The following is a 23,486-nucleotide window of genomic DNA, read 5'->3' as shown; positions in this document are numbered from 1 at the left end:
CGGCACGGGAAGCAGATGGATATCTCGCGGGCAGTTCCCCACGCGGAACTCGAAGCGCTGTCTCGCAGGTATGCGGCGGCGGTCGATCGCCGAGATCGCGACGCGCTGCTGGCGGTGTTCGCGCCCGACGCGTCCATGCTCGTCGAAAGGCCCGGGCGCGAAGCGGGAACGCTGTCCGGTCACGACGAGATCCAACGGATAATCGGCATCGTCGCACGCTGGCCGCGCACGGCTCACCTCATCGGCCAGGGCCTGTATGTCGTGGAGGAGAAGTCGGCGATCGGCGAAATCTACTGCACCGCCAATCACTTTCGTGGTGGCGAGCCGGACGGTCACAACCACGTCATGCACATCCGCTACCTGGACAAGTATTCGCTCGACGGTGAGGGGCGGTGGAGGATCGTGCACCGCAGGGTCGTCGTCGATGCGACCGAAGACCGGCGCGCGTCGATCGGCTAGGGCGCGCGGATCGCATCGAGCTGCGCAGCGAGCAGCATCCGGTCGAAATAGCAACGTTCCAGAACCAGATCGGGCCCGCGGAAGCCGAAGAGATTGATGCTCAGCATGTCGATCGGTGTGCCGGGCGCGGTGGTTCGGGTCTCAACGGCAAGCCCGTCCTCCCCGTGGTAGATCGCCTCCGCGGCATATCGCAGCATGGGGAGATCCGCCCACTGTTGCAACAACATTGCGCGGACCGCCTCGTCCCCGTCGAAAACGGTTCCCGTAGGGATGATCTCGTAGCGGGGATGGGTGAAGGTAGCCATCGCCACCTCCAGGTCTCGCGCATTCTCGGCCGCCACGTGTCGTAGCACGAGCTCTTCGCGGGTGCGCCGCAGGGCGCTATCGGGGCTCACTTCGGTTCGAAGACAGCGAGGTTACGGCCGTCCGCGAGCGGCACCCACGCCACGGCGACGCGATCACCGACCGTGGGAGGTGGACCGAACACGTTCGACATCAGGCGAACTCCTTCGTCCAGATCGACCAGGACCACCGAGTAGGGCACTTTGTCGGCGAGGGCGGGGATCGCGGCCCGGTGGTGCACGCTGACCGCGTAGACGACCCCGTGTCCGCTCAGCTTCTCCCACTGAAGCGCCAACCCACCGCAGTGCGGGCACACATAGCGCGGGTACCACACGAGCCGAGTGCAGGATTCGCACCGCTGCATCGTCAATTCGCGCTGGCGGGTTGCATCCCAGAAAGGAGCGGACACCGGACTGGCCGGGGGGACAGGCAGCGGCTCCGTCACAACGTGGCCTCGGTTCCCAGAATCACTGTGGAGGTGGCCGAGAGTACCCCGCCGGTACCATGCGCCACAGCCGTTTTCGCGTGTGGGACCTGACGTTCGCCGCACTCGCCACGCAATTGCCGCGTGGCTTCGACGAGCAGGAAGGCTCCGAACGCCCCGGGGTGGGTGTAGGCGAGGCCGCCGCCCGACGTCTGGCCGGGCAGGGCACCGCCGGGTCCCAATGCGCCGTCCGCGACGAAAGCGCCGCCTTCGCCCTTTCCGCAGAAGCCCAGATCTTCGAGCGCCAGCAACACCGTGATGGTGAACGAGTCGTAGAGCTCGACCACGTCGATGTCGACCGGGGTGAGGCCGGCGGTCCTGAACGCGGCGGGCCCGGAAACCGCCCCGGGCGTGACGGTGAGATCGGGCATCTGGGAGATCATCGCGTGCGAGGCCGCCGACGCCGCACCCAGAACGAAGGCCGGCGGCTTGGCCAGGTCGCGGGCGCGCTCGGCGCTCGTGACCACCAGCGCCGTGGCGCCGTCGGTGACCAGACAGCACTCGAGTTTGTGCAACGGTTCGGCGAGGAAGCCTGAGTCCAGCACGTCCTGCACGCTGATCGCCTCGCGCAGGTGAGCCCGGTCGTTCAGCGCGGCCCACCGCCGGGTGTCGACGGCGATCTGCGCCAGTTGTTCGGCCGTCGTCCCGTACGTCGCCATGTGGCGGTTGGCGGCTAGCGCGTAGGCGCTGATCGGGAGCATCACCCCGAACGGCGTCTCCCATTCGAGTCGCTCGGGGGTGGCGAACACTCCGAGGCCCTTTTCGCCACGCTTGCGCGCGGCGCGCGGGGTCGAGGCGTAGACGATCACCACGGTCTCGGCCTCGCCGGCCGCGATCGCCGCGGCGGCGTGCTCGACGTACAACCCGTAGCTGGCGCCGCCGGTCTGCGTCGCGTCGGTGAAGCGGGGGGCTATGCCCAGGTACTCGGCCAGCTCCACCGAATGCATCAGCGTTCCGCCGGTGCAGGTGCACAGCCCGTCGACGTCGCGCAGCGACAAACCCGCATCGGCCAGGGCGGCGGTGATGACGCGCGCCTCGAGCTCGCGCAGGGGAACGTCGATCACCCCGCTCGCCGAAACCTCGTCGGCCACACCGACAATCGCGGCCACACCTCGGGTCGTCAACTTGCTGTCCCTTCGAAGATTTCGCGTAGCGCGGGTTGACTGACCTTGAGCGATGGCGTTCGGGGCAACTCCTCGACGATGACCAGGCGGGCCGGGACGTAGTACCGGCTCACCCGTTCACGCACGTAGGCGAGCAGGTCCTCCGGCGTGGCGCGCGCGCTGTCGGTCAACTCGACCGCCGCGACCGGCACCTGGCCGAGCCGTTCATCGGGCAGGCCGGTCACGCCGGCATCGCGGACAGCCGGATGGCTCCGGAGCACACCGACGATCTCGGCCGGATTGACCTTGAAACCCCCGCGAATGATGACGTCGTCGATGCGCCCGTCGATGAACACGAAACCGTCGGCGTCGACCCGGCCGAGGTCGGTGGTGCGCACCCAGTCCCCGCCCGTGGTGCGAACCTCGATGCGGCCCTGCTCGCCGGGCGGCACTTCGGTGTCGTCCTCGAGGGACACGACACGGATCTCCCGGCCGCGCTGCGGGCGCCCCACGCTTCCGCGTTTAAGGGTGGCCCACTGCCGGTGCAACTGGAGGTTCCACCCGGCCACGCCGCCGGCGAATTCCGTTGCCCCGTAGGACGGCAGCACCGCGACGCCATAGCGACACTCGAACCTGGTCTGCACGTCGACCTGGAGATGCGCGGTGCCCGAGGTCACCACCTCGACGCTCGAGAAGGCGTCCGGATCCACCCCGGCGTCGAGCACCATCGCCATCGCCGACGGCACCAGGCTCACGGCCTTCGGTCGGTGCCGGAGTAGCAAATCCACGAAGTCGGGAACCCGGAATCGCTCCAGGAGCGCGATCTTTCTTCCCTCGCAAATGTTGAGCAGGGTGCGGAACAGCCCGGACATGTGCACCAGGGGAGAGGAGACGATGGCGACACCCGAACGCAGTCTCAGTTCGGCGTCCTGCCCGGCGCCAACACTGTAATGGGCGCCCGCCGCTGCGACGGTGTGCTCAAAGGAGCTGTAGGACAGCGGTATTCGCTTGGGTGGACCCGTGGTGCCGCTGGTGAGCATCTCGACGGCGATGCCGTCGCGGGACGGTCGGAACGGGCCCGGTCCCGGATGTTCCAGCCCCTCCACAACGGCCACGTCACTCGATACCCGAACGCCCAGCGATCCGGTGGCGGCGTCGACGACTCCGGCGCGCTCCCAGTCAGTCTGCAACGCCACCACCGCGGGCAACCGCAGCCCGCGGATGTCCGCGCAGAGCCCGGCGCTGCCCTGTGACGGGTTGATCGTGACCACGCAACCGCCGGTCAGCAGCACGCCGAGCAGGGCCCCGACCATCGCGGGATGATTGCGCAGCACCAGCCCGACGAGGGATCCCTCCCCCAAACCCGCTCGCCTCAAAGACGCTTGAACGCCCGCGGCGATGTCCGACAAATGCTGCCAATCCACCCACCGGCCCTCGTACTCGATCGCGGGCGCTCGCGGGTCGAGGGCGAGGACCGCGCGGATGCGGTCGGCGAGTTGCTGGCTCAAGCCGCGGCTGCCGCGAGCTCGGTCGCCGCGGGGATCACCTCTTGGGCGAACAACTTCATCGACTCGTATACCTTCGTGCGATCCATGGCGCCGCCGCGCGACATGCGCAAAATGATGTTGCGCCAGCCCATGTCGATGACGGTGCGCATCTTCTCGACGATGCGGTCCGGGTCACCCATGAGCGTGAGGTGCGAATTCAGCACCTGTTCGTAGCTTTGCTTGTCGTGTTTTTCGAACCAGTCCGAGTAGGCCTTGTAGTCGGCCGGTATCTCGCCGCCGCGCTCGAACGGGCTCGAATACTTTCGATGAGTCTGAATGGAGAGCTCGACGCTTTCCCGCGGGTAGCTGCGGGCGAACGCGTCGTCCTGGTGGCAGAAGGCGTTGAGCAGCGCCCACACGTGGCCGGTGGCGGCGTCGAGTCCCTTTTCCGACTGCACCTTCAGATAGATGTCCAGGGCCCCCTGCAGATCGGGGTCGACCTGATAGGGGTTTCCGATGATCGCGCCGAACCCCTTCTCGGCGAGCCATTCGAAGCTCGACGGCGTCTTCATCACGGTGCCCCACACGGGGATCGGCTGCTGCGCCGGCCGCGGATAGATCGTGACGTCCTCGAGATGGAAGTACTTGCCGTGGAAGCTGACGTTCTCTTCGGTCAGGAGGCGGCTGACGATCTCGACGCACTCCTGGTATCGGCCGGTGGCCTCCTCCATCGAGATGCCGAAGCCCTTGAACTCGTGCGCTTGATAGCCGCGCCCGAAGCCGGCATCGAAGCGCCCGCCGGACAGGACGTCGACCAAGGCGATCCGTTCGGCCAACTGAATCGGCTCGTGGAAGGGCGCCACCATGCAGGCTGTACCTATGCGGATGCGGTCGGTCTGCGCGGCGATGGCGGTCGCCACTTGGGGCAGGTCCGGGAGCATGCCGTACGGGGAGAAGTGGTGTTCGGCCAGCCAGATCTCGTCGTAGCCGAGCTCCTCCGCCCAGCGCGCCTCCTCGAGCACGTTGGCCAGCACCTCCCGCTCGCTGAGGTGGTTGGGCTTGTCGCCGAGGATGAACACGCCGAACTTCATGTCGGTCCCTCCCGCTCGCTTCGGAAAAGTAGTTGCACTGACTGCCACAATAATGCACGATTGAACACATATCGTCAATCCGTTTAGTAGGGAGGGCCGTGGCTCTGTTCGACTCCGCGGTCGGAACCGCGTTGCCGCCAAGCACCTTCCGCTGGTGCGAGACCGACGTGATCCTGTACGCCTTGGGGGTGGGCGCCCGCCCGCCGTCCGAGCTGAGGCTGCTCAACGAGGCTTGCGGTCCCGACGTGCTGCCGACGTTCGCCCTGGTGGCCAACTGGTGGGCCGTGAAGGACCTGCGCAGTGTGCTCGACCTGGGGACCTATCCGATCGTGCACTCGGCGCAATCGCTGGAGTTGCGCCGGCCGATCGGGGCCGGCGGGGAAATGTCGGTGCAGGCCGAGGTGTCGGCGGTGTGGGACAAGGGCAAGCACGCGGCCGTCGAGTTGACCAGCCGGGGCGCCGTTCCGGACGGGACCGTGTTCGTCGCCAGGTCCCAGACCATGGTCCTCGGTGCGGGGGGATTCGGCGGCGACCGTGGACCCGCCGCCGAACCGGACCCCGACGGGCCGCCGGACGCCATATTCGATGACGTCGTCCGGCCCGAGCAGGCCGCCCTCTACCGCCTCTCGGGTGACCGCAACCAGCTGCACATCGACCCGGAGGCGGCCCGCAAGTACGGCTTCGACGACGTCTTCCTGCACGGGTTGTGCACGCTCGGGTTCGCCGCGCGGGCGGTGATCGACCGGATCGGTGACGGGGACCCCCGGTCGCTGACATCCTTGGGCTGCCGGTTCTCCAAGCAGGTGAAGCTCGATGCCCCGCTGCGGACGGAGATCTGGCGAACCGAAGGTTCGGTGCGTTTCCGGACGCTGCAGGGTGACGCCGTCGCCCTGAGCTCCGGAACCGCCACGCTGGCAGGTGTGTGAACATGGATCAACGACGAGCCCGCGGATTGCGCAACCGGCAGGCGCTAATTCATGCCGCGATCGAGCTGTTCACCACTCAGGGCTACGAGGGGACCACCGTCGACCAGATCTCGGCGGCGGCCGGGGTCGCGCCGCGCACGTTCTTCCATCACTTCGCCAGCAAGGAAGACATCCTGTTCGACGGCTACGCCGAGCGGCTGCAGGAGGCGATCCGCCGCTTCCGCGCCGCGCGATCGGACTCGTTGTGCGACGCCCTCGCCGAGACGTCGATGGCGGTAGCGCAAGCGATAGTCGATCAGCCCGACATGTTTTTGGTCCGCGCGCGGATGTATCACAGCCTGCCGGCGCTGCGCGCGACGATGCTGCGGATCAACGAGGACTGGATCGATCAGCTCACCGCCGAGGTGGCGCGCTGGCTGGGCAGCGATACCCAACCGGACTTGCGGCCTCGGCTGGCCGCCACGCTGATCAACGCCGCCAACCGCGCAGCGATCGATTCGTGGGTTGCCGCCGGTGGCCGGGGTGAGTTGTCGCAATTGATGGCCGAATCCGTGGAGTTGGTGCGGCCCTCGATCGCCGCGATCGAGCGCACCGTCGCAACGTCCGGACCGGGTCGGGGAGGTGGCAAGCGTGTCGGGTGATTCCCGTCCGCTCGCGGTCGTCACCGGGGGAGCGCGAGGCATCGGTGAATCGATTGTGGCCGCGCTCATGTGCAGCGGGTACCGGGTGGCCGCGATCGATGTGAACGCGAAGGCCATTGCGCGCGCGGCGGATTCGGATGAGGCGAGATCGGGATTGCTCGTCCCGATGAACCTGTCGATTACGGACCGTGGCGTGGTCGAGGACGCGCTGAGCGGGTTGGCCGACCGGTATGGGCCCGTTCGGGCGTTGGTCAACAACGCGGGTATGACGCTGCCCGGCACGTTTCTCGAGCAGACGGACGAGGACTGGGACCGCATCGTCGACGTCAATCTCAAGGGCACCTTCGTCATGGCGCAGGTCGCCGCCCGGCAGATGGTCGCCCACGGCGGCGGGGCCATCGTGAACGTCAGCTCGGTGTCAGCCCACGGGGTGCGCACCGGGCCGCCGGCCTACGCGGCCGCCAAGGCCGGTGTTGAAGGGCTGAGCCGGCTGATGGCCGTTCAGCTCGGTGTCCACGCCATCCGGGTCAACACCGTCGTGGTCGGCACCACCGCGACGCCGTGGCTGTTGTCGCGCAAGACGGAGGACGAGCTGGCGCAGATGCGCCAGACGACAGTGACCGGAAACATCGGTGAGCCGGAGGATGTGGCCGGGGTGGTGGCCTTTCTGTGTTCGCCCGCCGCCAAACACGTCACCGGCCAGCTCATTTCGGTGTCGGGCGGGCAGTGGATGCCATGACGTCGATGCGGAACGACAAGACACATGCTGATGTAGTGTTTACTGCTACGAAACGATGCCAGGGGATGTCGTGGAACTGAAGAGAATCCTGTTCGACGTCAGCGAGCAGGTCGCGACCATCACGATCAATCGACCGGAACGGCTCAACGCCACCGACGACCTGACCCGCACCGAACTCGGCATCGCGTGGGCACGGGTGCGGGAGGACCCGAACATCCGGGTCGCCATCATCACCGGAGCCGGCGACCGCGCATTCTCCGCGGGTCAGGACATCCGGGCAACGGCCGAGGGCGGCATCCGCAACAAGGTTCCTGGTTCGCGGTTGCACCACAACGTGTGGAAGCCGGTCATCTGCGCCCTCAACGGAATGGTCGTCGGCGGCGGCCTGCATCAGGTCGCCGACGCCGACCTCATCATCGCGGCCGAGCACGCGGAGCTGATCGACACGCATCTGGCCGTGGGCAACGTGTTCGCGCTCGAGCCCGCGGTGCTGCTGCGCAGAATGCCGCTGTCGATGGTGATGCAGCTCGGGTTGATGACCAAGCAGGGCCGGATCAGCGCGCAGCGCGGCTACGAGATCGGCCTGATCAACGAGGTCGTGCCCGCGGATCGGCTACAACAGCGGGCGCGCGAAATCGCCTTGGACATAGCGAAGCTCTCGCCGGCGACGGTCCAGGCGTCGATCAAGGCGATGTGGAGCAGCCTCGATGTCGGGCTGCGCGCGGCCAACGACGTCGCGTATCGCTATGTGCTGCAACACCAGCTGACCCATCCCGACTACCGGGAAGGGATGCTCGCATTCGCGGAAAAGCGCGAACCGCGATGGGTCGTGGAATGAGTCGATGAGTTCTGGAATGACACGCAATGGGTGAATCCGCACGAACGTTCAGCTACGACCCGCTGCCGTACGCGCCCGTCGTCCCGTCGATGCTGGCCGACCTGGTCGCCGCGTACGGAGAGAACGACTTCGTCGTCAGCTCGGCCGGCGGGGGCACCATCGAGCGGATCAGCTACGGCCAGGCGGATACTCGGTCTGCCGAGATGGCGCGGCGGCTGCTCCGAGCCGGGATCACCAAAGGCGCTCGGGTTGGAATCCTGGCGCCCAACGGACCCGACTTTGTGATCGCCTTCTTGGCTGCCACCCGAATCGGCGCGGTCGCGGTGCCCATCAACACCTTCTTTCAGCCGCCGGAGTTGAGGTGGCTGCTTCGCGACGCCGACATCCACACCCTGCTATCGGTCGACTCGCTGCTCGGCATGGACATGCTGGCGCGGGTCACCGATGCTGCGGGTGAGTTTCCGGCCCCGGGTGCGCCCCTGAATCTCGAGCGACTACCACAGTTGCGCAACGTTTTTGGGCTCGGCGACACCGAGCGGCCCTGGCCGAGTGTGTGGCCGGAACCGGTGCCCGAAGTGTTTTTGCGAGCGTGCGAATCCACCGTCCGCCCGTCCGACGACCTGGTCGTCATCTACACATCGGGAAGCACTTCGGACCCTAAGGGCGTCATCCACACGCACCGCACCGCGATCACACACTCTCGCTTCGTCGCCACGCAGCACAAGTGGAAACCCGACGACCGGGTGTACATCCCGATGGTGTTCTTCTGGGTCGCCGGGTTGGTCTTCGGCCTGCTCGGACCGATGCAGACCGGCGCCACCATCATCACCGAGCACAAGTTCGACCCCGGCGACGTGCTGCGCCTGCTCGAATCCGAACGGGCCACCTACGCAACGGGATTCCCCCACGTGGGGCGGGCGCTGGCGAATCATCCCGACTACGCGTCCACCGATCTGTCGAGTCTGCGCGCGGGATACCACCAGGTCCTGCTGCCGCCGGAACTGCGCGCGGTCGATCCGTCGCTGCTGGTTACACAACTGGGGATGACCGAAACGTGCAGTTCGCACACCTGGTGGCCACCACACGAACCGGTGCCGGAAAGCAAACGCGGTTCGCTCGGGGTTGCGGCACCCGGCTATCAGCACAAGATCGTCGATGAAACGGGCGTGGAGCTGCCCAACGGGACGGTAGGAGAAATCTGCGTGCGGGGCACGGCCATGATGCGCGGCATGGTCGGACGGCAGCGCAGCGACCTGTTCGACGACGACGGCTGGTATCACACGAAGGACGCCGGATACCTGGACGACGACGGCTTTCTGTTCTTCACCGGACGCACCGACGACATGATCAAGACGTCGGGCGCGAACGTGGCGCCGGTGGAGGTCGAGGCGGTGATCGGCAACGTCGATGGCGTCCGGATCGCCTATGTCGTCGGCGTTCCGGACACGGACAAGGGCGCGCTCGTCTGCGCCGTGGTCGTGCTCAATCAGGGGCGGTGCACACCGCAGGATGAGCTCGCGGCGGCGTGCCGGAAGGAACTGGCCGCGTACAAGGTTCCCAAGCGGTGGGTGATCCTCCCCGACGCCGATCGGCTGCCCTACACCAGCACGAACAAGATCGACAAGCCCCGACTGGTGCAGTTACTGAGGTCGGGGGAGCTGGCATGACCGGGTTGGAGGCGCGGGTCGCCCGACTGGAGGCCATCGAGGAAATTCGTCAGCTGGCGGCGCGTTACGCGGTGGCGTTGGACATGCGCGACTTCGATTCCCTGGCAAATCTTTTCGTTGACGACGTCGGTGTGCCGGGCAAGCGCCGTGGGCGCGACGCGATGCGCCAATGGTACGACGCAGAGGTTCGTCCGACGCTACTGGGCAGCGCGCACGGTGTCCTCGGCCACGTCATCGACGTCCACGACGCCGACACCGCGAGCGGACTTGTCTACTCGCGCAACGACTTGGAAACCGAGACCGCGTGGTTCATCGAGATGCTGGCCTATCTCGACCGCTACGAACGGCGCGCCGGCCGTTGGTATTTCGCGCGTCGCACCCCGCTGTTCTGGTACCGCAGCGACATCACCGACCCGCCGATCGGTCCGCGGAAGGTGCGCTGGCCCGGCGGCCCGAGCCAGGACGGCTCTTTCCACGACGCCTTCCCGTCGTGGGACGCATTCTGGGCCGCCGACCCGGGACGCTTCGACGCGCCGGTCCCCGCCCCCGCCGCCGTCGGTGACTGGCTGCGCAGTTTGCGCCGGGGGGCTGAGGCTCCGCGGGTGAGCCAAACTGGACGCGGAACCGCGGGGCCCTGAATGTCCTCCCAAGCAACGAGTTTCGCATTCACCAACGAGCAGGACGAGCTGCGTCGCGTCGTGCGCTCCTTCCTCGAAAGCAAGGCCGACGAGGCGCAGGTGCGCCGCCACATGGAATCACCGCTGGGGTACGACCCGTTGTTGTGGGCGCAGATGTCCGACGAACTGGCCTTAGTGGGGCTTGCAATTCCCGAGGAATTCGGCGGTCAGGGGTACACCTTCGTCGAACTCGGCATCGTCGCCGAGGAGCTGGGACGGGCGCTTGCTCCCTCCCCGTTCTTCGCGTCGGCGGTGCTGGCGTCCAGCGCGCTGGTTGAGTCGGGCGACCACGAGGCCCAGCGACGATTCCTGCCGGGCATCGCGTCCGGAGCGACGATCGCCAGCCTGGCGGTGACCGAGGAGTCGGGCCGCTGGGAGGCCGGGACGATCCACACGCGGGCGCGAGAGACGGCCCACGCGTGGGTGCTGGACGGGGCGAAAACCTACGTCCTCGACGGTTGTAGCGCCGATGTGCTTTTGGTAGCCGCCCAGAGTGACTCCGGATTGTCGCTGTTCGCCGTCGATCGCTTCGACAACATCGCCCGGCGCGCGCTGTCCACCCTGGACCAGACCCGAAAACAGGCCCGTATCGAATTCACCGCAACGCCGGCGTCGCTCGTCGGTCGTGAAGGCGGCGCCGTGTCGGTGCTGCGGCGGACCCTCGCGCTCGGCTGCGCCGCGCTGGCCGCCGAACAGGTCGGTGGCGCGCAGCGCTGTCTCGAGATGGCCGTCGCGTACGCGAAGGCACGCAGGCAGTTCGGCAGGCCCATCGGCTCATTCCAGGCCATCCGCCACAAGTGCGCCGATGTCTTCTTGGACATCGAATGTGCCCGCGGGGCGGCCTATTACGCGGTGCGGGCCGCGGCCCAACGTGCGGCGGAATTGCCGGCGGTGGCGTCATTGGCCAAGGCGTGCAGTTCCGAGGCGTATGCTCGGGCCGCCGCCGCCAACATCCAGATCCACGGCGGCATCGGATTCACCTGGGAACATCCCGCCCATTTGTACTTCAAGCGTGCTCAATCGTCGGGACACCTGCTCGGCGACGCCTCCTATCACCGGCGACTGCTCGCCGACGAGATCGGGATCTGAGCGGTCAGAAGTCCGTGCCTCCGTCGATGTTGACGGCCGCGCCGGTCATGAACGCCGCCCTGTCGCTGAGCAGGAAGGCGATCAGCTCGCCCGCCTCCTCGGGACGTCCGCCGCGGCCGAGGGCGACGCGCATGTTCCAGTCTGGGTTGCTCGCCAGGTGCGTATAGATCGCGTCCTGAAGCGCCACGCCATATTGCGCTGCCCGCTGGGCGCGGATGAAGTCGTTCACCTCGGTGTCGAACAGCCCAGGGCACACGGTGTTCACCCGGATACCGTCCGGGCCATGCGTTTTGGCGAGAATCTTGGACAACGTCAACACCGCGGCCTTCAGCGCGTTATACGGCGGAATGAGGACCTTCGGCGCCCGAACGGAATACGCGGCCGTCGTCACGATGGTTCCGCCCCCATTGCGTTGTAGGTGCGGGATGACCGCGCGGCAGGAGCGCACGGTCCCCATCAGAATCAATTGGTAGTACCAGTCCCACGACTCGTCGCCGTGTTTGAGGAACGGCCCCTGTTGATTCATCGGTCCGGCGGTGACGGCCAGGCCGCGCAGCGGTCCCAGGCTTGCTACCGCGCGGTCGACGGCACGGTCCACGCCATCACCGGCGGCTGCCGCGTCGACCGCGATGCCGACGGCGCCCACGCCGTAATCTGCGGTCAATCGCTCCGCACGCGCCTGGGCGCGGTCTCCGTCACGAGCCAGCAGCGCCACGTTGGCGCCGTTGGCGGCGAGTTGCTCGGCGGCGGCGAACCCGATGCCGGTAGTCCCGCCAACCAGAACGAAGTTGTGTCCCGCCACACCAAGCTCCACGCGCTGCCCTCGTTTCTGGCGTCACCGCCGACGACAGCCATACTAAACAGAAGTACGCCAAGTGTTGCAATGACCACTTTGGGGCCACCGTCCAGCGGCTTCACGGCCCCCCGACGGAACACAATGCACAAATTTGTCGCGTAGCATAGGGCGGCATGTCGACGAAACCAGCCCCCACCGAACTCGAGTCGGACGGGGAATTCGATCGCCGCGACCAGATCCTTGAGGCGGCGAACGAATGTTTCACCCAACTCGGCATTCAGCGCACCAGCGTCCAGGACGTCGCGCGAAAGGCCAACGTGTCGCGGGGCACGGTGTACCGGTACTTCGAAGACCGTAACGTGCTCATCGACGCCGCCATCGAATTCGGCGCGCAGCGGTTCTATCGCGAGGTCGCCTCGGCGATGGCCAAGAAGAACACGCTGGCGGAGCAGGTCGGCGCGATGGCGGAAACTCACGCCAGGATCCTCCTCGACCATCGGACAAGGAACCGTTTGATGGCCGACGACGCCGAACTGATGCGGCACATGATCTCCGACGGTGACACGGCGGTCCGGCGTACCACGCAATTTCTCGAACCGTATGTGCGGGCCGCGCGCGAGCGTGGCGAGGTGGGCACCGGTGTCGACGTTGCTGCTGCGAGCGAATGGCTGGCCCGAATCATCTGGTCGTTCTCTACCGTCAACGAGGCCCAAACGTTCGACATGTCCAAGCCGGACACTGTCCGGCGCTATGTGGAGGCGTTCGCGATCAATGGGCTCCGCTGACGGACCATGCGGAAGCCGCTCAACTGAACAATAGATGTACTATTGTTCTCCATTGTCGGACGGCTTTGAACGCGTGGATTATCGATCGGTGGTCAGCACATGGGCGAACGGACGTTGGCCGGCAAGCGGGTTGTGGTGATCGGGGCATCGGCCGGGATCGGGCGGGCATTCGCGGTGCGTGCCGGCAAGGAGGGTGCCGACCTGCTCATCGCGGCGCGCCGTCAAGACCGTCTGGACGAGGTTGCCGCGGAAGCCGGGTGCCCCGCCGCCATCAGCGTGGATGTGCGTAACGCTGACGACTGCGTGCGGCTTGCCGATATGGCCCGCCGGACCGTTGGCGAAATCGACCTGCTGTTCATCTCGGTGGGTTACGCGCCGCTGAGAATGTTCGCCGACACCTCCGTCGACGATTGGATGGACGTGATGCGGACGAATGTGGTTGGTGTACATAACGTCGTCCGGTCCTGTCTGCCAGTTCTCGCTCCCGCGGCGATCGTCAGCGCCATGTCCTCCGAGACCGTCGGACAACCACGAGCCGCGCTGGGCGCCTATTCCTCCAGTAAGGCCGCGCTGTCGGAAAGCCTCAATGCTTGGCGCACAGAGCATCCCCGGTTTCGTTACTGCTGTGTCACCGTGGGCGGCACCGTTCCGACCGAGTTCACCGCCGCATTCGACCCCGAACTGCTCGGCACGGTCGTTCAGGATTGGGTCGCGCGCGGCCTCCTGCAGGAGACATTGATGTCGCCGGACGACGTGGCCGACATGCTGGCAGGAACGTTCGCCAGCGCAATGAATTTTCCCACGGTCGGCCTCGAGCAGCTTGTCATTCGTCCACCGTCACCACCCCGTCGTGGGCTGACGGTATGAGGCCGGATGAAAGGGCAGTGATGACAACGCAAGTCGAATCGGCGTGGCCCGATTACCCCGATTACCGCATCGACGCGACGCTTTGCCCATATCGGGGCGAGGTGTGGTTCGGTGACGTGCTCGTCGCCCAGAGCGACCGGTGTCTCGTGGTGACCGAGACCGACCACGAGGACCGCCTGTACTTTCCCGAGTCCGCCGTGCGGTGGCAGCTGTTCCGCCCGTCGGATCACAGCAGCGTGTGCCCGTTCAAGGGTCGGGCCAGTTATTGGAGCCTTAACGGGGCAGGTTCTGGCGTTGAAAACGTGGTGTGGACCTACCGCACGCCGCTGCCAGAGGTCGCGGCGATCGCGGGACACGTCTCGTTCTACGGCGACGCGCTACGTGTAGTCGTCGTCGAAGTCTGGCCGGACGGCTCAGAGGTTGCCGTGAGATTCCCGCTGTGGGGAGACGCCGACGAACTGTCCAGGATTATCGACGTCCAGGAGGTGGCCGATAACCGGTTCATCGGGCCCGCACATGGGCCGACTCATCGCAATGTCGTCGAGGGCGGCCAGCTGCTCGGGGAGGCGATCGTGGCCGCGTCAAAAGCGCTTCCAGGACAGAGAGTCACGTCGGCATCGATGATCTTCGCCAAAGCGGCCTCGTTCGACGCGCCCGTAGACCTGTCAGTCGACGTGCTTCGCCGGGGTAGATCGTTCTCGACGGCCGAAATTCGCATCAGTCAGCGGGGCGTATTGCGCAGCGCAGGTGTGGTGCTTGCAGCCTCCGGAGCGGCCGACGTGATGCGGCACGGCGAGCCGATGCCGGACGTTCCGGGACCCGAGTCGGCGGCGCCGTTTGCGGGCTTCGGTATGACGGGCCGCGAGATTCGGGTCGTGGATGGTGCGTACGATCCGGATCCCGATCGGGTGGGCCCGCCGATCATCAACGCGTGGGTGCGATTCCGCGATGCGCCGCCGACCCCCTACCTGAACGCCGCGTTGCTGGCCCAGTCGACGACGCATTGGACGATCGCCGCGGGCATGTTGCCGCATCCCGGCCTGGGTGAGGCGCGCGCGCATGCCACATTATCGACCGGGATCATGAAGGCCACCATCGCGTTTCACGACGACGTCGACGTCGCGGACTGGCTGCTCTACACCAATCACGCGTTCTGGTCAGGACGCGGGCTCGTGCAGGGCGACGGCCGAGTCTTCAACCAAGATGGACGGCTCGCCGCGTCCTACACCATCCAGGCGATGGTGCGTGAGTTCTCGACGGACCCCGCGGCGATGGGCCGCGACAGCCGGACGGCGATGTAAGGCCGTCCCGTCATTTCAATGCGTCAGCGCAGACCGTTGATGGCGAATTTTTCGACATAGCGGCGGACGGTGGCCGGTTTGCTCATATCAAAGGTCAGACCCTGATTGACGGTCGAGAACGAATAGATGATGCGGGCCAGCCATTCGCTACCGGCCGTCACGTCGACTCCGGCGCCGACCTCGCCGCGTTTCTGGGCATCGCGAACGTAGGGCTCCAGAAACTTCGTGGTGCGCCGGACGGCGGCGTCGCCGTCGGCCACCATATGACGCATCAACTCCGCGTCGTCGGCCATCAGCCGGTTGCGAGTCCGGTGGTCGAGCAGGATCTTCGCGTGCGTCTCGGCCATCGCGCCCAGTTGCTCGGCCAAAGTCGATTTCTTGGCCATCGCCGTGGCGACTTCGCGGTAGAAGCGTTGGGCGCCATGCTCGATCGCGGCCTCGATCAGGACATCGCGGTCGACGAAGTACCGGTAGATGGTGCCCCGGGAGACCTTGGCCATGCGCGCCACGTCCTGCACACTGGTGCGCTGAATGCCCAGCTGCGTGAAGCACTCGTTTGCCGCGTCAAGAATTTGGTCACGGCGGTCAGCCTCGGCGGCGACCTCCGCCTCGCCGGCGACTGGGTCGGTCAACATCACACTCCTATGCGCCCAACGGCAGTGATCCCGGTTATTCATGGTACGCGACGTGCGGCGTTGGGCCCGGGAGCCGGACCGGTCCGCGAGGCCGGCTACACCCCTGCGGATGCGCGTCTTCGTCGCGGCATGAGGGCTCGCGATGGGTGCACTAGGCACCGCCGCGGCGATCTGCAATTATTGGATAATTGAACGTTGGATGTTCCATTGTTACACCGCAGCAAGGAGTGGTCTTGGCTCGTCTGGAGGACAGATACGCGCTGGTTACCGGCGGAGCTCAGGGGTTGGGCGGGGCCATTGCCGAGGAGTTGGCCGGCCTGGGTGCCCACGTCACTATCGTCGATCTGAACGGGGAGAAGGGCCTTGAGCGCGTCGAGCGCATTCGTGACAATTCCGGGCGAGCCTCCTTCATCAGGGCCAATGTGGCCCACCGCGATGCGATTGAAGCCGCCGTGCACGAGGCGGCGGAAACCGGAGGTGGCCGCATCGACGTCTTGGTCAACGCGGCCCAGTTCTTCGCGATGCCGAAGGCGCTCGAACTGGTCACCGATAAGGACTGGGAGCTCTCGGAGGCCACCGGGCCCAAGGCGACCTTCCGGTTCATGCAGATCTGTTTTCCGTTCCTCCGCGAGTCGGGGCGCGCGTCGGTGATCAACTTCGTGTCGGGCTCCGCCCTCGCCGGCATCGCCTACACCGCTCCTTATTCAGCGGCCAAGGGCGCGGTGGCGGCGCTGACCAAGGTCGCCGCCAACGAGTGGGCTCGCCACCGCATCCGAGTGAATGCGGTGTGTCCGTTCGCCCTTACGGAGGCACAGGAAAAGCTGATCGGCACCGAATGGGACAACTACACGCGGACCGCGGCGGCGTCGCCCATGAAGCGCGGCGCCAGCCCCGTGGAGATCGCGCCCGCCGTGGCGTTCTTGGCAGGAGACGATGCGGCTTTCGTGACCGGCACGGTGCTCCACGTCGATGGAGGCATGACCGAGCTGTCAACAGTGGACTATTCGCAATCACCGGGAGTGTTTGGCTAGCAATCAAATTCACCCATAGCGCATGACTCACATGGCAGATTTTCACCGACCGGTTCCGGCGCTGACCGCCCTGAATCGGCCCTTCTGGACCGCTGGTGCCGACGGAGTGCTGCGCATGCAACGCTGCACCAACTGTGGGCGGCTGTGTCACCCGCCCGCGCTGCTGTGCCCTGTCGACCATTCCGCGATCGACTATGTCGACCTCAGCGGTCGCGGATTCGTCGAATCCTGGACGGTGAACCGCCACCAATGGTTCCCGGGTTTGGCGCCGCCCTACCTCATCGCATTCGTCAATCCGGTTGAGGACAGGCGGGCGCGTCTGCTGACCAACCTGGTGAACGTCCATCCCGACGAGATCACCCCGGACATGCGTGTTCGGGTCACATTTGATCGGTGCATGGACGGCGAAGACGAGGTGTTCATTCCCTTGTTCGAGCCGGAGCGCTGATGAGGACTTTGGTGACCGACCGGGCTGTCATCAGCGGCATCGGTCAGTCGGCAATCGGCCGCCGGTTGGGGCGGGACCCGCTGGAGCTCACCGCCGAAGCGTGTCTGGCCGCGGTTGCCGACGCGGGTCTGTCGTTGGCCGACATCGACGGCCTCACAACCTATCCCGGGTCGTCGCAACCCGGCGTCGGGTTCTCCGGGGCGTCGCTTCGCGACATCCACGACGCGTTGGGGATCAAGTCGAACTGGGTCGCCGGGGGAGTGGAATCGCCGGGACAGCTCGGCGCCGTGGTGGACGCGATGCTCGCTGTGGCCAGCGGGCTTGCCAACCATGTCCTGTGCTGGCGCAGCATCTGGGAGGGCACCGCACAGGGTGCCGGCCGGCGCAGGGGCTATGGGTCCGGTGGTGGGCGGCCCGCCGGAATGCTGGGGTGGCAGATGCCGTTTGGCGTGACGGCGGCCAACCTGGCGGCGCTTCAAATCCGCGCGCGGATGCTGCGATACGGTCTGACCCGGGAGCAGCTCGCGTCGATAGCGATCGCGCAGCGAGCGCACGCCGCGCGCAACCCCGCAGCAATCTATCGCGAGCCACTCGACCTGGACGCGTATCTGAGCGCGCGGATGGTTTCCGACCCGCTGTGCATGTTCGACTGTGATATCGCTTGCGACGGGGCCACCGCGTTCGTCGTCTCGCGTCCCGAACACGTCGCCGCGCTGGATCACCCCGGCGTGGCCGTCGAGGCCCTCGACTGTGCTCACCACGACCGGTTCGCCTGGGAAGGAGGCGAAGACATCACCCGCATCAGTTCGCGCTGGTCCACTATCTGGGAGCGCACCGATTTCACGATCGACGATGTGGACGTGGCTTCGTTGTATGACGGGTTCAGTGTCTTCGTGCTTTGCTGGCTGGAGGACTTTGGTTTCTGCGCGGTCGGCGAATCCGGCGCGTGGGTCGCGGACCCGGCGCGGATCTCTCTGGGCGGACAATTGCCCATCAACACCGCGGGAGGACAGCTGTCCGGGGGACGCCTGCACGGCTTCGGGCATCTCCATGAAGCATGTCTGCAGATCCGCGGCGAGGCTGGCGAGCGACAGGTCGACGGCGCGACGCTGGCCGCGGTCGGCGTCGGAGCGGCCAACAGCGGCACCACAGCGATGCTGCTGCGGCGGGCGTGAGAATGCCGTCGTGCACAATGATCATGCGATCCGGAGGAGGATATCCATGGCCGACGATCACGCGCCGATGTTGGGCTTCATCGGACTGGGCAATCTGGGCGCACCGATGGCCAAGCAATTGGTCGACTGGCCGGGCGGGTTGATCGTCTTCGATGTACGGCCCGATGCCGCAACGTCGTTCGCCGACGCCGGAGTGCGGGTCGCCGACATCGTGGATGACGTGGCGGCGGCCGACATCATCAGTGTCATGGTGCTCAACGACGAGCAAGTGCGCGACGTGGTGGCGCGGCTCGCCCCGCGGGCCAAGCGCGGTACCGTCATTGCGATCCACTCGACGATCGACCACCGGACCGCAGTCGAACTGGCTGCGGAACTGGGGCCCAACGGCATTCACGTTATCGATGCCCCGGTCAGCGGTGGCGTGGAAGCGGTGAAGACGGGTGATCTAGCTGTCATGGTGGGTGCCGAGCGCCAGGTCTACGAGCGCGTCAAGCCGGCGTTCAAACAGTGGGCGTCTATGGTGGTTCACGCCGGAGAACCCGGCGCGGGGACCCGGATGAAGCTGGCGCGCAACATGCTAACTTTCACATCTTTTGCGGCTGCCTGCGAAGCAATGAAGCTCGCCGAGTTGGCAGGTCTTGATGTGCAAGCATTCAGCAGGGTCGTGCGCCACACCGATGCACACAGCGGCGGCACCGGAGCGATGATGTTCCGCGACGACATGAGCAAGCCGCTCGCCCCCGACCACTTCCTCTACCAACCCTTCCTGCACACCCGCGAATTGGGAGAGAAGGATCTCAGCCTGGCGCTGGGGCTCGGCGGGGAAGTGGGAGTGGACCTGCCGCTGGCGAGGATCGCTTTGCAAAACCTTGCCGAAGGACTGGGGGTACCCCATGCCACTGCGACCGAATCTGGTTGACAGGCAGCATGGCAGACATCGCTGGAGCACTAACAGACAGTTTCTTCACCATCCACGGCCACTGCCACCATCCGAGCACTGAGCAACATTGCTCATCAGCCTAATTTCCCAACGCGCGCGGCACTTCGCACCACTCGCCATCCAATCAACGCAGTACGGCCACGCTCAACTCCCTCATCTAGGGAGTGTCAAGGATCAACCGAAACCACTGTCACGCACCAGCCGAAACACTGTCACCCATCACCCGGAACTGAAATGTCAAGCATCAACCGAGGTCATAGCCCACATCTGTGCCCCCGGCAGGATTCGAACCTGCGACACCGGCTTTAGGAGAGCCGTGCTCTATCCCCTGAGCTACGAGGGCGGACAGGGTGAGCTTACCGGGGAGGAACTCGGCGGCGCCCTCACCGCAGTTCGGCAATGACCTTCGCGAACGCGTCGAGGTTGTTGTCCTGCACGGTGAAGCAGCTCAGGCCGTACTTCTCGCGAAGGCCGACCAGCGTGTCCGCCATCTCGCGGGGTGAACCGCTGAGCACCGACGGCATCGACAGCAACTGGTCATCGGGCAGGTCTGGTGCGTACTGGCGGGTCATCCTCAAATCGGGCGCGCTCTCACCCTCCCGCGGCATCGCGGTGATCACCATGTTCAGCTCCAGCGTGTCGAATCGCTCACCCGCGGCGTTGCGAACAAACTCGATACGTTCGGCCAGCGGGTCGTCGACGTCGTGCACCCTGGCGCCGGTCAGCCCGATGATGTCGGCGTGCCGCGCGGCCAGCGTCAGCACCCGGTCGCCGTTGCCGGCGATGAGGATCGGCGTCGTCGGGTGATGTTCCTTCAGGTACGTCGTCATGTGTCCCAGGTAGTCGACCCGCGCGCCGGCGCTGGGGTACGGCAGCTCGGCGGCCTCGAATTCCTCGCGGACGTATCCGGTGCCGAGCCCGATCTCCAGACGGCCGTCGCTCAATACGTCGAGGGCCTGCAGGTCCCTGCTGAGCAGGGCCGGCTTGTAGAACGCGGCGTTGAGCACATACATGCTCAGCTTGATCCGGCTCGTCACCATCGCGACCGCGGTTAGCGTCGGCGACGGTGCCGCCGCGCCGAGATGATCTGGCACGCACAAGATGTCGTATCCGAGATCTTCCGCCCGCTTCACCTTGTCGACCAACGCCGAGCGCGACTTGAAGAACCGCATGCTCAACCCGAAGCGAAAATCCTTGACCACCAACAACCTCCGTTCGACGAATGAGAACACTTACCAGGAACGCGCCGCGGCCGCCAGACCCCGCACCAGCTCAGAGGTGACCGGCGACAAGCCGTCGGCGCCCGGCAGCGGGCTGCGCGGGCTAAGGCCCCGCACGCGGACCGACAGTTCCAGCTGGGTCCCGCCGCCGCGAACCCGGTTCACCGGGTTGTTGGGATGCAGTCCCCGCAGTTCCGGTGGGATGTCGTCGATGTCGGTGACGACCTGATAGCCGGTCAGCCGGATGTGCCGCGCCAGGTGGGCCGCCAACACGCGGTTGCGTCCCCCCGCGAGCAGCTGGGTGCCGCGCCCGATTCGGCCGTATCCGTGCAGCGAGACGGCGACATCGACATGATCGAGAAACTCTGCCAGCCTTGGCGATTCGTCCGGGTCGTAGCGGGCTGACGGCAGGTGGTGCGGGTAACGAGCGGGATGACGCACCACGTACACCGAGGCGTCGGCGGCCTCGGCGGCGCGTTCGGCGATGACGTCGGTCATCTCTTCCAGGCCGCCGCCGTGGATGGCGAGGAAACCGAAACGCGCTCGCAGCTGGCTCTCCTCGGTCACGCCTGGCTCGCTCAATAGCGCCGAAAGTGATTGCGGTGCAGGGGTTGTCGCGGCGACGGGGCGGGGCCAGCGAGACGGGTCCCAGCGGTGCAGAAAGTCGATCCATCGTTGCGGTAGTCCGTGCTGCGCGGCGCCGTCGATGATCCTGGGCAGATAGCCCGGCCGCGGCGGGCCCGGGATGACCCGGTGATCGATGTAGACCCAGGCCGGTGATGGCCCGTCGCCGGTGTGCACGGTCAGCCGGTCGCGCCGGTACCGCACCGGCACGCCCTCGGCGCTGTCCAGCGTCGCCAGGTCGTCGTCGGAGACTTGCCACAACACCCCGTGCACCTCGTTGCCGGCAAACGGCTCGACGGTGGCCACGCCGCGCTGGTTGATCAGCCAGTCGTGGTCGGCCAGCACCGCCGGCCGCGGATCCGCGGCGTCGGGGCAGCGCAGCGCCATCTGCCTGACGCACAGATTCGACCCGTATGCGAAATAGGGGTGCCGGCGGGCCGGCATCTAGGCAGTCACCGTCTGGGCGCTGAGAACTTCGACCAAGCTAACTCCCGCGAGCTTCTCCACGGACGACGACGTTCTCATAGTGCCGTACGGGGCTACCCGGGCGCTACGTACCGGTCACCTGAGGATCGGGCCGGCCGGACTCGACGGCGGTGGTGACGGCGGCGGGTTCGGCTTAGGCGGAGGGAGCGGCCGAGGTGGAACCGGCGCCGGCGTCCCGGAAGGCGGAGGCGCCTTCGGTGGCGACGGCGGCGGATACCGCGGCGGCGACGGATGGGTTCCTGAGGGCGGCGGCGGCAGCACGACCGGCGGCGGGAGGATCACCGGCGGCGGCAGCACTACGACGGGCGGCGGCAGTACCACCGGCGGGGGCGGCGCGATCGGCGGGGGCGGCGCGATCGGCGGCGGGGGAGCCACCGGCGGTGGTGCGACCGGCGGCGCGACCACCGGCGGGGCCGGGGCGACCGGCGCCTGAACGGGCGGGGGCGAGAAAACGGGGGCCACCGGGTTCGCGGGCGGCGCCGGCGGGAGCTGGTTGGCGACCGGCGGTGCGGGCGGCTTCATCATCGGCGCGGGCGCGAAGCGACTTAACTCGGTCGGCGTGATGGCCGTTTTGTGGTGGTACAGGAAGCTGTACATCAGCCCCAGCGCGAGGACGAAGGTGCCCGCGAACAGCGCGATCCACGGGATCAACCGGCGCGCCCGGTGCGCTTGCGCGGTTTCGAGGTAGTCCCCGTCGTGCTGGTCCGCGGCGGCGGCCCACGATGCCGCGGTCGGCGCGTAGGCGGCGTCGTCCGACGAGCCGTGGCCGTCTCCGCCGTCGTCCGTGTTCATGTCGCTGTCGGCCGACGTCAGCCGGATCTGTCCCAGCGTTTGATCCCGCAACCAGCCGGGCGCGGGGATGAACACCGGCGCCGCACCGAGCAGCGCGACCGGGTTGACCAGGCGGCGCCGTTCTTCTTCGCAGACGGAGCAGGACTCAATGTGGCGGGTGATGCGTTTGCGCATGAGCACGCTGAAGCGCCCGTCCCAGCCCGCGAGGATGGCGCCCAGCTCGGCGCATTTGTCGGCGGTGTGCTCGGCGCGCCGGGCCACCAGAAGCGCACCCAACGACGATTCGATGGTGGTGCGCAGCCGCGACACCATCTTGTTGGCGGTGCCGGGGCTGACCTCCAACGCATTGGCCAGCTCGGGCCCGTCCAGGCCGTGGCGGTAAGCCAGCTCCAGCACCGCGCGGTCCCGGTCGACGAGCCCGCCGGCGGCCTCGGCGACGAGGGCGGCCAGCTCGTTGCGCGCGGCCAGGGTATCGGGTCCCGCGTCGTGCGACGCGGCCTCGGGCAGCTCGTCGGAGACCTGTTCGCGGCGGCGGTCCCGGATGCAGCGCAGCGCCTCGTTGCGGGCGATGGCGTACAGCCAGGGCCGGAGCCGCTCGGGGTCGCGCAGCTTGGGCAGTTGGGTTGCGGCGGAGCAGAAGACGTCCTGCACGCAGTCGGCCGCTGTGTCGCGATCGCGGACCATGCCGATGCAGAAGTCGTGCAACCGGTCGGCGTAACGGTCGTAGATCATGGCAAAGGCGCGTCGATCACCCGTCGCCGCCGCGCGGGCCAGCTCCCCGTCGCTGACGATGTCAAAGTTGGATAGTGCGGTCGTCACATCGTCTCCCCAGCCGATGAGGCG

Annotated in this window: 25 protein-coding genes and 1 tRNA gene; 15 read left to right on the top strand and 11 right to left on the bottom strand. The window is 66.7% G+C overall.

Features of this window, described 5'->3' with window-relative positions; translation table 11 throughout:
- Positions 1-15: 15 nt before the first annotated feature.
- The gene (locus AC5Y4S_RS13475) at positions 16-459 is read left to right on the top strand and encodes a nuclear transport factor 2 family protein (RefSeq protein ID WP_500033213.1); all 444 of its coding nucleotides are present in this window, start codon (positions 16-18) and stop codon (positions 457-459) included.
- Here the strand turns inward: AC5Y4S_RS13475 and AC5Y4S_RS13470 are convergent.
- Genes AC5Y4S_RS13470 through AC5Y4S_RS13450 form a run of 5 tightly spaced genes read right to left on the bottom strand, consistent with a single transcriptional unit; the run spans position 456 to position 4,966 of the window.
- On the bottom strand, positions 456-854 hold the full coding sequence (locus AC5Y4S_RS13470; protein WP_500033212.1) for a nuclear transport factor 2 family protein: 399 nt from the start codon (positions 852-854) through the stop codon (positions 456-458). The genes AC5Y4S_RS13475 and AC5Y4S_RS13470 overlap by 4 nt on opposite strands.
- A complete protein-coding gene (locus AC5Y4S_RS13465; protein ID WP_500033211.1) occupies positions 851-1,210 on the bottom strand; it encodes a Zn-ribbon domain-containing OB-fold protein in 360 nt (119 codons plus the stop codon). Before AC5Y4S_RS13465 ends, AC5Y4S_RS13470 begins: the two co-directional genes overlap by 4 nt.
- 32 nt (positions 1,211-1,242) lie before the next feature.
- Positions 1,243-2,409 carry an acetyl-CoA acetyltransferase gene (locus tag AC5Y4S_RS13460; RefSeq protein WP_500033210.1) on the bottom strand — a complete coding sequence of 389 codons (1,167 nt, stop codon included), beginning with the start codon at positions 2,407-2,409 and terminating at the stop codon, positions 1,243-1,245.
- A complete protein-coding gene (locus AC5Y4S_RS13455) occupies positions 2,406-3,896 on the bottom strand; it encodes a class I adenylate-forming enzyme family protein (protein WP_500033209.1) in 1,491 nt (496 codons plus the stop codon). Before AC5Y4S_RS13455 ends, AC5Y4S_RS13460 begins: the two co-directional genes overlap by 4 nt.
- Positions 3,893-4,966, bottom strand: a complete 1,074-nt coding sequence (locus AC5Y4S_RS13450) for an LLM class flavin-dependent oxidoreductase (RefSeq protein WP_500033208.1) — start codon at positions 4,964-4,966, stop codon at positions 3,893-3,895. The genes AC5Y4S_RS13455 and AC5Y4S_RS13450 overlap by 4 nt, the downstream gene beginning before the upstream one ends.
- A gap of 98 nt (positions 4,967-5,064) precedes the next feature.
- On the opposite strand from AC5Y4S_RS13450, the gene AC5Y4S_RS13445 reads away from it, so the two are divergent.
- The 7 genes from AC5Y4S_RS13445 to AC5Y4S_RS13415 all read left to right on the top strand — a co-directional run bounded on the left by AC5Y4S_RS13445 (position 5,065) and on the right by AC5Y4S_RS13415 (position 11,543).
- On the top strand, positions 5,065-5,892 hold the full coding sequence (locus AC5Y4S_RS13445) for a MaoC/PaaZ C-terminal domain-containing protein (protein WP_500033207.1): 828 nt from the start codon (positions 5,065-5,067) through the stop codon (positions 5,890-5,892).
- A 2-nt stretch (positions 5,893-5,894) separates the two neighbouring features.
- Positions 5,895-6,533, top strand: a complete 639-nt coding sequence (locus AC5Y4S_RS13440) for a TetR/AcrR family transcriptional regulator (protein WP_500033206.1) — start codon at positions 5,895-5,897, stop codon at positions 6,531-6,533.
- The gene (locus AC5Y4S_RS13435; protein WP_500033205.1) at positions 6,523-7,272 is read left to right on the top strand and encodes an SDR family NAD(P)-dependent oxidoreductase; all 750 of its coding nucleotides are present in this window, start codon (positions 6,523-6,525) and stop codon (positions 7,270-7,272) included. The genes AC5Y4S_RS13440 and AC5Y4S_RS13435 overlap by 11 nt, the downstream gene beginning before the upstream one ends.
- Positions 7,273-7,342: 70 nt before the next feature.
- Positions 7,343-8,110, top strand: coding sequence for an enoyl-CoA hydratase-related protein (locus tag AC5Y4S_RS13430; protein ID WP_081665400.1), 768 nt, complete (start codon positions 7,343-7,345; stop codon positions 8,108-8,110).
- Between the two features lie 26 nt (positions 8,111-8,136).
- Positions 8,137-9,777 carry a class I adenylate-forming enzyme family protein gene (locus tag AC5Y4S_RS13425; protein WP_500033204.1) on the top strand — a complete coding sequence of 547 codons (1,641 nt, stop codon included), beginning with the start codon at positions 8,137-8,139 and terminating at the stop codon, positions 9,775-9,777.
- The gene (locus tag AC5Y4S_RS13420; protein WP_500033203.1) at positions 9,774-10,415 is read left to right on the top strand and encodes a nuclear transport factor 2 family protein; all 642 of its coding nucleotides are present in this window, start codon (positions 9,774-9,776) and stop codon (positions 10,413-10,415) included. Before AC5Y4S_RS13425 ends, AC5Y4S_RS13420 begins: the two co-directional genes overlap by 4 nt.
- Positions 10,416-11,543: an acyl-CoA dehydrogenase family protein gene (locus AC5Y4S_RS13415; RefSeq protein WP_500033202.1), complete on the top strand. Its 1,128-nt coding sequence runs from the start codon at positions 10,416-10,418 to the stop codon at positions 11,541-11,543.
- A 4-nt stretch (positions 11,544-11,547) separates the two neighbouring features.
- On the opposite strand, the gene AC5Y4S_RS13410 is transcribed toward AC5Y4S_RS13415, so the two are convergent.
- Positions 11,548-12,357 (bottom strand): SDR family NAD(P)-dependent oxidoreductase, encoded by an 810-nt coding sequence (locus AC5Y4S_RS13410; RefSeq protein ID WP_500033201.1) that lies wholly within the window; start codon positions 12,355-12,357, stop codon positions 11,548-11,550.
- A 155-nt stretch (positions 12,358-12,512) separates the two neighbouring features.
- Between AC5Y4S_RS13410 and AC5Y4S_RS13405 the strand changes: the two genes are divergently transcribed.
- The 3 genes from AC5Y4S_RS13405 (at position 12,513) to AC5Y4S_RS13395 (ending at position 15,292) form a co-directional block, all read left to right on the top strand.
- Positions 12,513-13,124 (top strand): TetR/AcrR family transcriptional regulator, encoded by a 612-nt coding sequence (locus tag AC5Y4S_RS13405; protein WP_068186454.1) that lies wholly within the window; start codon positions 12,513-12,515, stop codon positions 13,122-13,124.
- A gap of 99 nt (positions 13,125-13,223) precedes the next feature.
- Positions 13,224-13,991, top strand: coding sequence for an SDR family oxidoreductase (locus AC5Y4S_RS13400; RefSeq protein ID WP_500033200.1), 768 nt, complete (start codon positions 13,224-13,226; stop codon positions 13,989-13,991).
- A 20-nt stretch (positions 13,992-14,011) separates the two neighbouring features.
- Positions 14,012-15,292 carry a DUF427 domain-containing protein gene (locus AC5Y4S_RS13395; RefSeq protein ID WP_500033199.1) on the top strand — a complete coding sequence of 427 codons (1,281 nt, stop codon included), beginning with the start codon at positions 14,012-14,014 and terminating at the stop codon, positions 15,290-15,292.
- 23 nt (positions 15,293-15,315) lie between these two features.
- Here the strand turns inward: AC5Y4S_RS13395 and AC5Y4S_RS13390 are convergent, their stop codons facing one another.
- Complete coding sequence (locus AC5Y4S_RS13390) at positions 15,316-15,927, bottom strand: TetR/AcrR family transcriptional regulator (protein ID WP_068186458.1); 612 nt, start codon at positions 15,925-15,927, stop codon at positions 15,316-15,318.
- Between the two features lie 233 nt (positions 15,928-16,160).
- Here AC5Y4S_RS13390 and AC5Y4S_RS13385 point away from each other — a divergent pair, with 233 nt between their 5' ends.
- From AC5Y4S_RS13385 to AC5Y4S_RS13370, 4 genes are read left to right on the top strand one after another with little or no spacing between them, the layout of a single operon-like run.
- Positions 16,161-16,958 carry an SDR family NAD(P)-dependent oxidoreductase gene (locus AC5Y4S_RS13385; protein ID WP_500033198.1) on the top strand — a complete coding sequence of 266 codons (798 nt, stop codon included), beginning with the start codon at positions 16,161-16,163 and terminating at the stop codon, positions 16,956-16,958.
- Positions 16,959-16,980: 22 nt separating this feature from the next.
- Positions 16,981-17,406, top strand: coding sequence for a Zn-ribbon domain-containing OB-fold protein (locus AC5Y4S_RS13380; protein WP_500033197.1), 426 nt, complete (start codon positions 16,981-16,983; stop codon positions 17,404-17,406).
- Positions 17,407-17,417: 11 nt separating this feature from the next.
- A complete protein-coding gene (locus tag AC5Y4S_RS13375; RefSeq protein ID WP_500033196.1) occupies positions 17,418-18,581 on the top strand; it encodes a thiolase family protein in 1,164 nt (387 codons plus the stop codon).
- A 46-nt stretch (positions 18,582-18,627) separates the two neighbouring features.
- Complete coding sequence (locus tag AC5Y4S_RS13370; RefSeq protein ID WP_500033195.1) at positions 18,628-19,500, top strand: NAD(P)-dependent oxidoreductase; 873 nt, start codon at positions 18,628-18,630, stop codon at positions 19,498-19,500.
- A 291-nt stretch (positions 19,501-19,791) separates the two neighbouring features.
- On the opposite strand, the gene AC5Y4S_RS13365 is transcribed toward AC5Y4S_RS13370, so the two are convergent.
- The 4 genes from AC5Y4S_RS13365 to AC5Y4S_RS13350 form a co-directional block, all read right to left on the bottom strand.
- Positions 19,792-19,864, bottom strand: a tRNA-Arg gene (locus AC5Y4S_RS13365).
- 40 nt (positions 19,865-19,904) lie between these two features.
- On the bottom strand, positions 19,905-20,729 hold the full coding sequence (locus AC5Y4S_RS13360) for an LLM class F420-dependent oxidoreductase (protein WP_500033323.1): 825 nt from the start codon (positions 20,727-20,729) through the stop codon (positions 19,905-19,907).
- Between the two features lie 24 nt (positions 20,730-20,753).
- Positions 20,754-21,809, bottom strand: coding sequence for a poly-gamma-glutamate hydrolase family protein (locus AC5Y4S_RS13355; RefSeq protein WP_500033194.1), 1,056 nt, complete (start codon positions 21,807-21,809; stop codon positions 20,754-20,756).
- A 117-nt stretch (positions 21,810-21,926) separates the two neighbouring features.
- Positions 21,927-23,462 carry an RNA polymerase sigma factor gene (locus AC5Y4S_RS13350; protein WP_500033193.1) on the bottom strand — a complete coding sequence of 512 codons (1,536 nt, stop codon included), beginning with the start codon at positions 23,460-23,462 and terminating at the stop codon, positions 21,927-21,929.
- Between the last annotated feature and the right edge of the window lie 24 nt (positions 23,463-23,486).

This window comes from Mycobacterium sp. NGS64, from assembly GCF_059812245.1.
Note: the sequence above shows the minus strand (reverse complement) of the source record. Positions and strands in the feature narration are given on the sequence as shown.

Bases quoted from the DNA above. Each gene is read 5' to 3' on its own strand.
- AC5Y4S_RS13475 (WP_500033213.1), top strand. From the start codon at position 16: ATGGATATCTCGCGGGCAGTTCCCCACGCGGAACTCGAAGCGCTGTCT.
- AC5Y4S_RS13450 (WP_500033208.1), bottom strand. From the start codon at position 4,966: ATGAAGTTCGGCGTGTTCATCCTCGGCGACAAGCCCAACCACCTCAGC.
- AC5Y4S_RS13440 (WP_500033206.1), top strand. From the start codon at position 5,895: ATGGATCAACGACGAGCCCGCGGATTGCGCAACCGGCAGGCGCTAATT.
- AC5Y4S_RS13425 (WP_500033204.1), top strand. From the start codon at position 8,137: ATGGGTGAATCCGCACGAACGTTCAGCTACGACCCGCTGCCGTACGCG.
- AC5Y4S_RS13420 (WP_500033203.1), top strand. From the start codon at position 9,774: ATGACCGGGTTGGAGGCGCGGGTCGCCCGACTGGAGGCCATCGAGGAA.
- AC5Y4S_RS13415 (WP_500033202.1), top strand. From the start codon at position 10,416: ATGTCCTCCCAAGCAACGAGTTTCGCATTCACCAACGAGCAGGACGAG.
- AC5Y4S_RS13405 (WP_068186454.1), top strand. From the start codon at position 12,513: ATGTCGACGAAACCAGCCCCCACCGAACTCGAGTCGGACGGGGAATTC.
- AC5Y4S_RS13400 (WP_500033200.1), top strand. From the start codon at position 13,224: ATGGGCGAACGGACGTTGGCCGGCAAGCGGGTTGTGGTGATCGGGGCA.
- AC5Y4S_RS13395 (WP_500033199.1), top strand. From the start codon at position 14,012: ATGACAACGCAAGTCGAATCGGCGTGGCCCGATTACCCCGATTACCGC.
- AC5Y4S_RS13390 (WP_068186458.1), bottom strand. From the start codon at position 15,927: ATGTTGACCGACCCAGTCGCCGGCGAGGCGGAGGTCGCCGCCGAGGCT.
- AC5Y4S_RS13380 (WP_500033197.1), top strand. From the start codon at position 16,981: ATGACTCACATGGCAGATTTTCACCGACCGGTTCCGGCGCTGACCGCC.
- AC5Y4S_RS13370 (WP_500033195.1), top strand. From the start codon at position 18,628: ATGGCCGACGATCACGCGCCGATGTTGGGCTTCATCGGACTGGGCAAT.
- AC5Y4S_RS13355 (WP_500033194.1), bottom strand. From the start codon at position 21,809: ATGCCGGCCCGCCGGCACCCCTATTTCGCATACGGGTCGAATCTGTGC.